Source organism: Sphingomonas sp. (assembly GCF_031380695.1).
Classification (GTDB): domain Bacteria; phylum Pseudomonadota; class Alphaproteobacteria; order Sphingomonadales; family Sphingomonadaceae; genus Sphingomicrobium.
The window spans coordinates 1-11708 of the sequence record NZ_JANMWY010000141.1; the positions used below are offsets into that span (position 1 = coordinate 1).

An 11708-nucleotide genomic window follows, 5' to 3' on the forward strand; every position below is an offset into this window, starting at 1 on the left:
TGGCTTTCGAACACGACGGCAAGCGTCAGGTTTGGATTTGGGAATGGAAACCGGACGAGGCATGGCTCCCACTATGTGACCGTGTTGCGGAACGGGTCGATTGATGAGGCTATAACGGCTGCTTTGCCGGCCGGAGTGTTCTGGCCAAAACGTCTGCATATGGGTCGAAAGCAGTCGTCACCAACTCCCACTCAAACCTCTACTTCCCACTCACCCCACCCGCTCCTCGAACCGGTCGATCAGCGCGAGCAGTTCGCGCCGCAGGTCGCCGATCGCCCCGGCGGCGGGATCTGAGCCCTCCTGCCGTCGGGCTTCCGCGTCGAGCGTGTGGGCCAGGTCGCGGATCTGGTCGAGGAACACGCGCGCGCCATCGCCATCGCGCGGGTTGGCGAGTGCCGGCAGGAGGTTGTCGGCACGGCTACTGTCGAAATGACGGTGGAGCAACGCCGCCAGCCGCGCCAGCTCGCGCTCGATGTCGTCACCGACCTCGCGCGCCCGATCGCTACCGATGGCGCCGCTATCAACACCGCCGACACCGCCACGGACGCCGCCGCCAAAAACATCACCTTTCCCCGCGCGGAGGGCCCCCGCCATGCCTTTGTCTCCATCCCGGCGACCGCCCCACCGCATCGGCACCCGTCCCCTCTCCACCGCGCTGGCACAGGCGGATGGAGCAGGCACGGAACGCGCCGCCGCAGGGGTCCGGGCGGTCGCCCATTCGTGACCCGCCTCTCGTTTACCGCCGCTTGCCTGGGAAGCCTCGCAAGACCGGCTCCAAAGTGGAGGGGATCGCGAAGTGATTTCGCCATATCGGCGCGACCCTGCTCGACCGTAATCGTTACCGATTGAAGCAATCTGTAACGTGAACCATGGTCTCAACATATGACGAGAGCCTGATTCACGCCTTCAGCGGAAACGCGAAGCGCTTCCCCTTCAGACGATCAGGCTCTAGCGTCGCGCCATGCCCACTTCGGCCGCCACCACCGCGCGCGAAATCCTCACCGGCCTGCACGCGCTGATGGCCCGGCGCGGCTCGCCGCAGGCCAAGCTCGACCATGTCGTCGATCTCATCGCCGACGCGATGAGCAGCGAAGTTTGCTCGATCTACCTGCTGCGCAACAACCTCCTCGAGCTGTGGGCGACCCACGGCCTGCGCAAGGAAGCGGTCCACGTCACCCGCCTCGCGCTTGGCGAGGGGCTGGTCGGCACCATCGCTCGCGACGCCCGCGTCCTCAATCTCGCCGAAGCGTCGGTTCACCCCGAATTCGTCTATCGCCCCGAAACCGGCGAGGAGCATTTCCACAGCTTCGCCGGCGTCCCCATCATCCACCGCGAGCAGAGCATCGGCACGCTGTGCGTCCAGCACGCCGACCCGCGCCGCTACGACGATGTCGAGATCGAGGCGCTACAGACCGTCGCCATGGTCCTGTCCGAAATCCTGGCGAGCGCCCGGCTGGTCGATTCGACCCGCCGCGGCGGCGAACAGAACGACGGCGGCGCGGTACGGCTGGCGGGGCTCAAGCTGGTCACCGGCATGGCGCGGGGCGTGGCCGTGTTCCACGAACCGCGAGTGATCGTCCACCAGACCGTCGCCGAGGACACCGAGGCCGAGCGCACCCGCGTTTATGCCGCCTTCCGCCGGATGCGCGAGCAGATCGAGAATATGACCCGCGAGGCCGAGTTCGGCACCGTCGGCGAGCACAACGAGATCCTCGAGACCTACAAGATGTTCGCCTATGACGAAGGCTGGTCGCGGCGGATCAACGAGGCGATCGACAGCGGCCTGACCGCCGAAGCGGCGATCGAGCGGGTCCAGCAGCGCACACGAGCCCGCATGCGCGAGATTGACGATCCCCTCCTCAAGGAGCGGATGCACGACCTCGACGACCTCGCCAACCGATTGCTACGGATCGTTTCGGGCCGGATGGGCACCGCTGCCCAGACCGGGCTGGCCAAGGACGCGGTCCTCATCGCGCGCAACCTCGGACCCGCCGAGCTGCTCGAATATGATCGCCGCCGCCTGAAGGCGGTGGTGCTGGAGGAAGGATCGCTGACCGCGCACGTCACCATCGTCGCCCGGGCGATGGGCGTGCCGGTGATCGGCCGCATCGGCGACATCCGCCATATCGCCAGCGAGGGCGACACCATCCTCGTCGACGGCGATGCCGGCGCGGTGACGGTCCGTCCGACGCGCTCGCTGTCGACCCAGTTCGATAATCGCATGGCGATGAGCCTGCGCCGCCGCGCCGAATATGCCGCGCTGCGCCCGCTACCGCCGACCACGACGGACGGGCTGCGCGTCGCGCTGATGGTCAATGCCGGGCTGGCCGACGACGCCGCCGCGATCGAGACGACTGGCGCAGACGGCATCGGCCTGTTCCGCACCGAGTTCCAGTTCCTCGTCGCCGCCACCCTGCCCGGGCGCGACAGCCAGTACCGCCTCTACAAGAGCGTCATGGACACCGCCGGGGACAAGCCGGTCGTCTTCCGCACGCTCGACATCGGCGGCGACAAGGCGCTGCCCTATCTGCAGGACACGCGCGACGAGAGCGAAAATCCGGCGATGGGCTGGCGCGCACTGCGCCTCAGCCTCGAACGCTCGACCCTGATGAAGGCCCAGGCCCGCGCCCTGATCGAGGCCGCTGGCGGGCGCGTGCTGCGCGTCATGTTCCCGATGGTGTGCGAACCGTGGGAATATGAGGAAGCCCGCGCCCTGTTCGAGAAACAGCTTGCCTGGGCGACCTCGGTCAAGCGGCCGATCCCGTCGCGCATCGAATATGGCGCAATGCTCGAAGTGCCGAGCCTGGCGGAAATGCTCGACATTCTTCTGCCCCGGGTCGACTTCCTGTCGATCGGCACCAACGACCTGACCCAGTTCCTGTTCGCCGCCGACCGGGCCGACCCGCGCCTCGCCGCTCGCTACGACTGGCTCAGCCCCGCGATCCTGCGCTTTCTGAAACGCGTCACCGATCAGGCACGCGCCGCCAATGTGCCGGTCCGACTGTGCGGCGAAATGGGCGGCCGCCCGCTCGAGGCGCTCGCCCTCATCGGCATCGGCATCGACCAATTCTCGATCACCCCCGCCGCCGTCGGCCCGATCAAGGCGATGATCCGCTCGATCGATGCCGGTGCGGTTCGCGCGAAAATGGACAAGCTCCTCGCCACGCCGCCGCGCGATATGCGCCGTACACTGGGCGACTGGGCCCGCAAACAGGGCGCGGTCCTCGATTAGCGCCGCCGTCCGTTCCTTCCGGTTGACTTTGTCGCTCCTGCACTGACAAGGCTGGCGCGTTAGGGAGCAAGATGGACGAGATCGAAGACAGCGTTGCCGAAACCGTCGGCCAGCGCCTGCGCGCCGCGCGGGAAGCGAAGAAGATGACTCTCGATTCGATCGCCGCAATCACGCGAATCCCGGTCCGCCACATCGAAAGCCTCGAAGCCAGCAACTGGGACAGCCTTCCCGCTCCGGCCTATTGCGTCGGCTTTGCCAAGAATATCGCGACCGTCGTCGGCCTCGACCGCGACCAGATCGGCGTCGATCTGCGCGAGGAAATGGGCGGCACGCGCCAGGTCTATGCCCAGGCCGAAGTCTATGAGGCCGCCGATCCCAAGCGGACGATGCCCAAGTGGTTGATCATCAGCGCGATCGCCGGCGTTATTCTCGTCCTCGTCGCGCTGACGTTCATGCGCAACCGCGACCTGACCCCGGCCGCGTCCGCCACGACCAACAGCGCAGAGATCGTAGCGCCCGTTGATCCGGTCGCAACGACGCCAGTCACCGTACCCGCCGCCACCGGCCAGGTCTCGCTGACCGCGCTTCAGGACGTGTGGATCAAAGTGCGCGAGAAGGGCGGCGCGACGCTTCGCGAGGCGGTGTTGAGGCAGGGCGAGAGTTTCACCATTCCTGCCACCATGACCGCGCCCCTGCTCGATACCGGCCGCCCCGAGGGCCTCAGGATCAGTGTCGGCGGCCGCGACGTCCCGGCGATCGGCCCGGCGGGCAAAAGTATTGCCAGCGTCAGCCTGCTGCCCGCCGACCTCGCCCGCGGCCCGGCCGCGCCGGTCTCTTCCGCGACATTCCCGGCTCCGGCTGCCGCCACGACCAACGACACCGCCCAGTAAAAGGGTTGCCCATGCGCCTGAGCTTCCTTCTCCCTCTCCTCGCTGTCGCCACCCTCGCCGCTCCGCTCGCCGCGCGCGAGCCGGCGACGCCCGAGCAGCGCCTCGGCCGGCTCGAGCATCAGGTTCGCCAGGTCCAGCGCCAGGTCTTCCCCAAGGGCCAGCCGGCCGACACCGCCGGGCTCGTCGACGATCCCGCCGCGACCAAGGATTCGGTCGACACGCTGACCACCCGCCTCGACGCAGTCGAGCGGCAGATGAGCGACCTCGTCCGCACCAGTGAAGAGAATAGCCACCGGCTGAGCGTCATGGAAACCGACCTCGCCCGCCTTCGCGCCGAGCAGGACAGCCGCTTCAAGTCGATCGAATCGGGTGCCACCGCCGCCGCTAACCCGACCGCGCTTGGCGATGGCGCGACCCCCGCCGCGATCGTCTCGCCTGCGGCGACGACACCCGCAACCGCTGTCGTGCCCGACGTCGAAACCGGCGGCGAAATTGCCTACACCAAAGGTTTCGACCTATGGAACGCCAAGAAATATGACGCGGCCATTACCCAACTGCGAACGATGGCGGCGGCGTTCCCTGGCCACCGCCGCGTCAGCTGGGCCAACAACCTTGTCGGCCGCGCCCAGCTCGACAAGGGCCAGCCGCGCGCCGCCGCCGAAGCGCTCCTCGCCAACTATCGCGGCAACCCCAAGGGCGAGCGCGCCGCCGACAGCCTGTTCTATCTCGGCCAGTCGCTGGTGAAGCTCGGCCAGCCGAGCCAGGCGTGCAAGGCCTATTCGGAACTGCAAGCCGTCTACGGCTCGACCCTGCGCGCGCCGCTCAAGGCCATGCTTCCCGCCGCCCTCGCCCAGTCGAAGTGCGGCTAATCCGGTGACCGAGGCGGCGGAACGCTTCGCCGCCGATCTCGCCGCGCTGGCCCCTCCCGGTGCCCGTATCGGGGTCGCCGTCTCGGGCGGTCCCGACAGTCTGGCGCTGTTGCTCCTCGCTGCCGCCGCTCGCCCCGGTGCGATCGAAGCCGCCACCGTCGACCACCGCCTCCGCCCCGGCAGTGCTGCCGACGCCGCGCACGTCGCCGCCATCTGCGCGAAACTGAACATTCCCCACGCCACCCTCACCACGCGCTGGACCGACCCGCCGACCGCCAACCTCCAGGCCAGCGCCCGCGAAGAACGCTATGCCCTCCTGAGCGAGTGGGCGCGCGAACGACAGCTGACCGCCGTCGCCACCGCCCACCACGCCGACGATCAGGCCGAGACCCTGCTCATGCGCCTCGCTCGCGGGTCGGGCATCGCCGGCCTTGGTGGCACCCGCCCCTCACGCCCGCTGACCGACTCCATCGCCTTGATCCGCCCGCTTCTGACCTGGCGCCGCGCCGAACTCGCCGAGATCGTCGCCCAAACCGGGCTGACCCCGCTCGACGATCCCGCCAACCGCGACCCGCGCCACGACCGCGCCCGGCTCCGCGCCATGCTCGCCGACGCCGACTGGGCCGATCCTGCCCGCTTCGCCGCCAGTGCCAGCCATCTGCGCGACGCCGATGAGGCGCTCGACTGGATGACCGCCACCCTCGCCGACACCCGCCTGACCCATACCGCCGACGGCATTACTCTCGATCCCGCCGGCCTCCCTCGCGAACTCCAGCGGCGCCTGCTCCTGCTGGCGTTCGACAAGCCGCCCCGAGGCCCCGACCTCTTGCGAGCAATCGACGCGCTGGTTGACGGGCGGACCGTCACGCTGGGCAGGCTGAAACTTGAAGGCGGCGCATCGTGGCGCATGACCGAGGCCCCACTACGCCGCCGCTAATGCGCCCCGGCGCACTCTCCCGGCCCTGTCTCCTCGACCTGGATCGTCGAGTGCGCGATCCCGAACATCTCGTGGGCATAGGCATTGGCCTGCCGCAACACCGAATCCCGGTCGCGCCCCGAGGCCACCACCAGATGCACGGTCATCGCCGTCTCGGTCGTGCTCAGCGGCCAGATGTGCAAATGGTGCGCCTCGACCACCCCCGGCAGCCGGGCCAGGGCCTGCTCGACCAACCCGGCGTCGATCCCGTTGGGCACGCCCGACAGCGTCAACACCGCCGCCTCGGTCAGCAGGCCCCATGTCCCCCACAGGATCACCGCGACGACGATCAGGCTGACGATCGGGTCGATCCACATCGCGCCCGTCCACAGAATCAGCGCCCCGGCGATGACCACGGCCGCCGACACCGCCGCGTCCGACGCCATATGCAGGAACACCCCGCGAATGTTGATGTCATGGTGCCGCCCGCGCGCGAACAGCCACGACGTCACGCCGTTTATGATGATGCCTAAGGCGGCGACAATCATCACCGTCATCCCGTCCGACGACCTGGGCGAGACCAGCCGCTGCACCGCCTCGGCGGCGATCGCCCCGATCGCGACGAGCAGGATCAGCGCATTGATCAGCGCCGCCAGGATCGACGATTTCTTCAGGCCATAGGAGAAGCGCGGGCTCGGCTTGCGCTTGATCAGCACCGCCCCGCCCCACGCGATCGCCAGCCCCAGCACGTCGGACAGATTATGCCCGGCATCGGCGATCAGCGCGACCGACCCGGCCCAGAAGCCGAACACAGCCTCGACCGCGACATAGCCCAGGTTGAGCACGATCCCGAGCAGGAACGCGCTACCGAACTCCGCCGGCGCATGGTTGTGGCCATGCCCGTGATCATGCTGCGAACCGCTCATCCGGCCGCTATGTCGCGATGGAAGCGCGGCGGCAATGCGTGGCTGTCCGTTGCATCGATTCAGGACTTTATATCATGGGGGGAGAGAGATCGATCACCCCTGTACCGTCATGCTGGCCTGGCTTCAGGATCTACTTTTCCGGATGTACTGGCGATGCCGGACAGGTCGACGAACCGGTCGATCAAGCGCAGCAGGTGCCCCGCCGGCACCTGATCCGCGAGGCTGAAGCCGTAGAACAGCGCTTCCTGCGCCCCCATCCACCCGTTCATCATCCGCTCATCTCCCGTCTCAGCAGGGCCATTGATGGCCGTCACGACAACTTGAAGCGAAAGTCTTCAACACAATCGGCCGAAAGCCGACATTCGCCTCGCCGCAGTTTACCGCCCCAGTTCCTCTGCCATACCGGCCACTTCCAGCCAGCGTACTTCTGCCGCTTCCTTTTCGGCGCGTTTGGTGTCGATGGTTTTGGTCAGGGCGGCGAATTTGGTCGGGTTACTAGTGTAGAGGTCGGGGTCGTGGAGAGCTTTCTCCGCTTCGGCGATGTCGCGGTCGAGGCGGGTAACTTCGGCGGGGAGGCGGTCGAGGTCGCGCTGGTCCTTGAAGGAGAGTTTGCGGCGGTCCTCTCCGGAACGGGGAGGTGGCAGCCCATTGGGCTGACGGAGGGGCGGTGCGGGTGGAGAGGCCCCTCCACCACGCTTCGCGCGGTCCCCCATCGGCAGATCGGTCAGGCCCCCGGCCTGCCCGAAAACGGCCGGGGGCCGTTTTCCCTGCCGATCGTTCCGGGAAGGATTACGCTGGCGCACCCAGTCCTCGTAACCACCGGCGACGATGTCGACCTTGCCCGAGCCGTCGAGGCCGAGCGTCACCGTCACCGTGCGGTCGAGGAAGTCGCGGTCGTGGCTGACGATGAGGACGGTGCCGTCGTAATCGGCGATGACTTGCTGCAGCAGATCGAGCGTTTCGAGATCGAGGTCGTTGGTCGGCTCGTCGAGCACGAGGAGGTTGGATTCGCGCGCGAACTCACGGGCGAGGAGGAGGCGTGAGCGTTCACCGCCGGACAGGCTGGCGATCGGCGCTTCGCTCAGTTCGGGGGCGAACAGAAATTCCTTGAGATAGCCCTTGATGTGCTTCTTCTCGCCGCGCACGTCGATCCAGTCGCCACCCTCGGCCAGCACTTCGCGCACCGTGCGGCCGGGGTCCATCAGGCGGCGCTGCTGATCGATGACAATGCCGGACAGCGTCTTGGCGAGCTTGACCTTGCCCTCGTCGGGCAACAGTTCGCCGGTCAGCAACTTGAGCAACGTCGTCTTGCCCGTGCCGTTCGAGCCGACGATGCCGATGCGGTCGCCGCGCTGAATGCGGAGGGTGAAGTCGCGAATGATGGTGCGCTGTTCCCCCAGCTCAGTGGTGAAGCTCTTCGTCACATGCTCGGCGTCGATAACGACCTTGGTTTTCACATCGTCGCGGCCGAGCGCCAGCGCGGCCGTGCCCGGCCCGCCGAGCATCGCCGCGCGCGTCGCACGCATCTGGTTGAGCTTCGCCAGCCGGCCTTGATTGCGGCGGCGGCGGCCGGTCACGCCGCGCTCGAGCCAGTGGAGTTCGATCTTGAGCTTGGCGTCGAGCTTGTCGGCGGCGCGGGCTTCTTCGGCGTAGACCGCGTCGGTCCAGGCATCGAAGCCGCCGAAGCCGATTTCCGCCCGGCGGACGGTGCCACGATCGAGCCACAGGCAGGATTTGGTCAGACGGGCGAGGAAGGTGCGGTCGTGGCTGATGACGATGAACGCACCCTTGAACCGCGCCAGCCATTGTTCGAGCCACTCGATCGCGGCGAGGTCGAGATGGTTGGTCGGCTCGTCGAGCAGCAGCACGTCGGGGTCCTGAGCCAGCGCGCGGACGATCGCGGCGCGGCGCCGCTCGCCGCCGCTGGCGGTCGCGGTCGGGGCCGAGAGGTCGATGCCGATCTGGTCGGCGATGGCGGCGGCATCATGCGGTTGCGGCGCGTCGTCGCCCGCCAGCACCCATTGCTCCAGCGTGTCGTGCCCAGTCATCACCGGATTCTGTTCGAGCAGAACGACCTTCGTGCCGGGGACGATGCTGCGCTTTCCCTCGTCGGTGTCGACGATATTCGCGAGGCATTTGAGCAGGGTCGTCTTGCCCGCGCCGTTGCGGCCGATCAGGGCAAGGCGGTCGCGCGGGCCGACGTGGATGTCGAGGTGGCGGAACAGCCAGCCTTCGCCCTGGACGAGGCCGAGATTTTCAAAGCTGAGGATGGGGGGAGGCATGGCGCGCGCCCTAGAGCCTGATCGTTTGAGGTGAAAGCGCTTTACGCTTTCACGGATGACGTGAATCAGGCTCTTCTCAAGAAAGCCGAGCAGGGCGGCGGCGTCCCCCGGGGTTCGTGACCAATCGGCCACAGCGCTGCGGCAAAGCCGCCTGAACGGGACTGGACAAGGCCATTCATAAGTCATTCAATGCCTTGTCCTTAGACCGGCGGTGAAGTGAGAAGTGCCATGCGTCTGTTCCCATCCCTGTTCGCCGCTGCCCTTGGCAGTGCGCTGATCGTCGGCCCCGTGCTGGCCGAGCGGCCGCGCGATCAGGACCGGGCGTTTCGGGCGACGCAGGAAGGCCGGTCGATGCCGCTGCCGTCAATCGAACGGCGAATTGTGCCGACGATGGGCGGGGCAGACTATCTGGGACCTGAATTCCGCGGCCAGACGTATCGGCTGAAGTTCGTCCGCGACGGGCGGGTGATCTGGGTCGATGTCGATGCCGCGACCGGGCGCGTGATCGGGGAAACGGGGCGGTAGTCCTTTCCGTACCGCTGCCCCATGCGGGGCCACTTGACCTTCCCCGTCGCCCGCCCCAACTCGTTGCCGTTGCGCAACCGTTCATCGTCGCGCGTGTTACACCTAAGAATATGATTTCAGGGGAGCGACCATGCGCGTGCTGATCGTCGAGGACGAACCGAATTTGGGGCGCCAGCTGCGTTCGACACTGGAAGGGGCGGGTTATGCCGTCGACCTCGCCACCGATGGCGAGGACGGGCATTATCTCGGCTCAACCGAAAATTATGACGCGGTGGTGCTCGACCTGGGGCTGCCCGAGGTCGATGGGCTGACCGTGCTCGACCGCTGGCGCAAGGAGGGCAAGCGCATGCCGGTGCTGGTCCTGACTGCACGCGACAGCTGGTCGGACAAGGTCGCCGGGCTGGATGCCGGGGCCGACGACTATCTCGCCAAACCGTTCCAGACCGAGGAGCTGATCGCGCGGTTGCGCGCACTCATCCGCCGCGCGTCGGGCAATGCCTCATCGGAACTGCTGAGCGGTGACATTCGGCTGGACACGCGGTCGGGCAAGGTCACCAAGGCCGGCGATCCGGTCAAGCTGACCGCGCAGGAATATAAACTGCTGTCGTACCTGATGCACCACAAGGGCAAGGTGGTCAGCCGGACCGAACTGATCGAGCATATTTACGATCAGGATTTCGATCGCGATTCCAATACGATCGAGGTGTTCGTCACGCGCATCCGCAAGAAGCTGGGCGCGGACATCATCACCACTATCCGCGGGCTGGGCTATAGTCTCGAGGACCTGCCCGCGTGACCGATCCCGCCGCCGCCACGCCGGCGGTGGCGCCCTCCCCTGCCCCGCCGGTCGCAGAACGGCCCGACGCAGCGCGTGCGACCGGATCACTGACGCGGCGGATGATCGGCATTGCCGCGCTGTGGATCGGATTGTTGCTGCTGATCGGCGGGTTCGCGCTGGACCGTTTCCTGTCGCGGTCGATCGTCGACAATTTCGATGCGCAAATGACCTATGTGCTGAACGCGATGGTCGCCGCGTCGGAGATCGGGCCAGATGGTGAGGTGCGGTTCAACCGGCCGCCAGCGGACCAGCGCTTCCTGGAGCCCTATTCGGGGCTGTATTTCCAGGTGTCGGGGAGCGGTGCGGATACGTTTCCGTCGCGCTCGCTGTGGGATCGGCGACTGCGGGTCGATGCACACAACGATATAAAGCTGCACGAATATGACAGCAGGGAATTTGCCGACGAGCCGCTGCGCGTGGCCGAACGCGATGTGCAGCTGCCGGGGTCGAAGATCCGCTGGCGGTTCCAGGTCGCCCAGTCGCGCGAGTCGATCGATGCGCAAATTCGCGCGCTGCGCGATACGCTGGTGTGGAGTTTCGCGGCGCTGGGGACAGGGCTGATCGTGCTTGCGGCGGTCCAGGCATTCTATGGGCTGTGGCCGCTGCGCCGGGTGCGGCGCGAGTTGACTGCGATCCGATCGGGCAGCCGCGAGCGGATCAGCGAGGACTTCCCGATGGAGATTCACCCGCTGGTGCACGAGCTCAACCTGCTGCTGGCGCATAGCGAGGAGCAGGCCGAGGAGGCGCGGCGGCACGCCGGCAACCTGGCCCATGCGCTCAAGACGCCGCTGACCGTGATCAACAATGCCGCGACCGCGCGCAGCGACGACCTGGCCGATACGGTGATCCGCGAGGCAGCGGCGATGCGGCGGCAGGTGGATCATCATCTGGCGCGGGCACGGGCGCTGGGCCGGCGGTCGTCGGCGCAGGCGCGGGCGAAGGTGTGGGACAGCGTCGGGGCGGTCGAGCGGGCGGTCAGCCGGCTGTATCCCGACATCACCGTCGACATCGCCGGGGACCGCGCGGCAATGGTCCGGGTCGAGCGCCAGGACCTCGACGAAATGCTCGGCAATCTGGTCGAGAATGCCGCGAAATATGGCGGCGGACGGGTGTTCGTGACGGTGGAAAAGGCGGCGGCGGGCCGCGTTGCGATCCTCATCGAGGATGACGGGGCGGGCATTCCCGCAGCCCAGCGCGAAGCGATCTTCGCCCGCGGCGCGCGGCTTGACA

Annotated in this window: 11 protein-coding genes; 7 read left to right on the plus strand and 4 right to left on the minus strand. The window is 67.2% G+C overall.

Translation table 11 applies throughout. The features are described 5' to 3' along the window. Nucleotides 1–210: 210 nt before the first annotated feature. Nucleotides 211–594, minus strand: a complete 384-nt coding sequence (locus RMN84_RS05220; protein WP_309611140.1) for a hypothetical protein — start codon at nucleotides 592–594, stop codon at nucleotides 211–213. Nucleotides 595–961: 367 nt separating this feature from the next. Here RMN84_RS05220 and ptsP point away from each other — a divergent pair, with 367 nt between their 5' ends. From ptsP to tilS, 4 genes are all read left to right on the plus strand, one after another. Next, nucleotides 962–3232, plus strand: a complete 2271-nt coding sequence (gene ptsP / locus RMN84_RS05225; protein WP_309611141.1) for a phosphoenolpyruvate--protein phosphotransferase — start codon at nucleotides 962–964, stop codon at nucleotides 3230–3232. Nucleotides 3233–3303: 71 nt separating this feature from the next. Next, entirely contained in the window at nucleotides 3304–4122 is an 819-nt protein-coding gene (locus RMN84_RS05230; RefSeq protein ID WP_309611142.1) for a RodZ domain-containing protein, read from the plus strand. A gap of 11 nt (nucleotides 4123–4133) precedes the next feature. Then, the gene (locus tag RMN84_RS05235; RefSeq protein WP_309611143.1) at nucleotides 4134–4991 is read left to right on the plus strand and encodes a tetratricopeptide repeat protein; all 858 of its coding nucleotides are present in this window, start codon (nucleotides 4134–4136) and stop codon (nucleotides 4989–4991) included. A gap of 4 nt (nucleotides 4992–4995) precedes the next feature. Further along, on the plus strand, nucleotides 4996–5928 hold the full coding sequence (gene tilS, locus RMN84_RS05240; protein ID WP_309611144.1) for a tRNA lysidine(34) synthetase TilS: 933 nt from the start codon (nucleotides 4996–4998) through the stop codon (nucleotides 5926–5928). Here tilS and RMN84_RS05245 read toward each other — a convergent pair. The 3 genes from RMN84_RS05245 to RMN84_RS05255 all read right to left on the minus strand — a co-directional run bounded on the left by RMN84_RS05245 (nucleotide 5925) and on the right by RMN84_RS05255 (nucleotide 9115). Then, nucleotides 5925–6833 carry a cation diffusion facilitator family transporter gene (locus RMN84_RS05245; protein ID WP_309611145.1) on the minus strand — a complete coding sequence of 303 codons (909 nt, stop codon included), beginning with the start codon at nucleotides 6831–6833 and terminating at the stop codon, nucleotides 5925–5927. The genes tilS and RMN84_RS05245 overlap by 4 nt on opposite strands. A 107-nt stretch (nucleotides 6834–6940) precedes the next feature. Continuing rightward, nucleotides 6941–7102, minus strand: a complete 162-nt coding sequence (locus RMN84_RS05250) for a hypothetical protein (protein WP_309611150.1) — start codon at nucleotides 7100–7102, stop codon at nucleotides 6941–6943. 108 nt (nucleotides 7103–7210) lie between these two features. Continuing rightward, nucleotides 7211–9115, minus strand: coding sequence for an ABC-F family ATP-binding cassette domain-containing protein (locus RMN84_RS05255; RefSeq protein WP_309611146.1), 1905 nt, complete (start codon nucleotides 9113–9115; stop codon nucleotides 7211–7213). A gap of 228 nt (nucleotides 9116–9343) precedes the next feature. Between RMN84_RS05255 and RMN84_RS05260 the strand changes: the two genes are divergently transcribed. The 3 genes from RMN84_RS05260 to RMN84_RS05270 all read left to right on the plus strand — a co-directional run. Beyond that, nucleotides 9344–9640, plus strand: a complete 297-nt coding sequence (locus tag RMN84_RS05260) for a PepSY domain-containing protein (protein ID WP_309611147.1) — start codon at nucleotides 9344–9346, stop codon at nucleotides 9638–9640. Nucleotides 9641–9770: 130 nt separating this feature from the next. Continuing rightward, a complete protein-coding gene (locus RMN84_RS05265; protein WP_309611148.1) occupies nucleotides 9771–10436 on the plus strand; it encodes a response regulator transcription factor in 666 nt (221 codons plus the stop codon). Next, on the plus strand, nucleotides 10433–11708 hold a 1276-nt coding region (locus RMN84_RS05270; protein WP_405051442.1), incomplete at its 3' end, for an ATP-binding protein. The genes RMN84_RS05265 and RMN84_RS05270, both read left to right, overlap by 4 nt.

What these genes read in the sequence shown, in the direction of transcription:
- RMN84_RS05245 (WP_309611145.1), bottom strand. Translation starts at nt 6,833, where the DNA reads ATGAGCGGTTCGCAGCATGATCACGGGCATGGCCACAACCATGCGCCG.
- ptsP (WP_309611141.1), top strand. Translation starts at nt 962, where the DNA reads ATGCCCACTTCGGCCGCCACCACCGCGCGCGAAATCCTCACCGGCCTG.
- RMN84_RS05250 (WP_309611150.1), bottom strand. Translation starts at nt 7,102, where the DNA reads ATGAACGGGTGGATGGGGGCGCAGGAAGCGCTGTTCTACGGCTTCAGC.
- RMN84_RS05265 (WP_309611148.1), top strand. Translation starts at nt 9,771, where the DNA reads ATGCGCGTGCTGATCGTCGAGGACGAACCGAATTTGGGGCGCCAGCTG.
- RMN84_RS05220 (WP_309611140.1), bottom strand. Translation starts at nt 594, where the DNA reads ATGGCGGGGGCCCTCCGCGCGGGGAAAGGTGATGTTTTTGGCGGCGGC.
- RMN84_RS05260 (WP_309611147.1), top strand. Translation starts at nt 9,344, where the DNA reads ATGCGTCTGTTCCCATCCCTGTTCGCCGCTGCCCTTGGCAGTGCGCTG.
- RMN84_RS05235 (WP_309611143.1), top strand. Translation starts at nt 4,134, where the DNA reads ATGCGCCTGAGCTTCCTTCTCCCTCTCCTCGCTGTCGCCACCCTCGCC.
- RMN84_RS05255 (WP_309611146.1), bottom strand. Translation starts at nt 9,115, where the DNA reads ATGCCTCCCCCCATCCTCAGCTTTGAAAATCTCGGCCTCGTCCAGGGC.
- RMN84_RS05230 (WP_309611142.1), top strand. Translation starts at nt 3,304, where the DNA reads ATGGACGAGATCGAAGACAGCGTTGCCGAAACCGTCGGCCAGCGCCTG.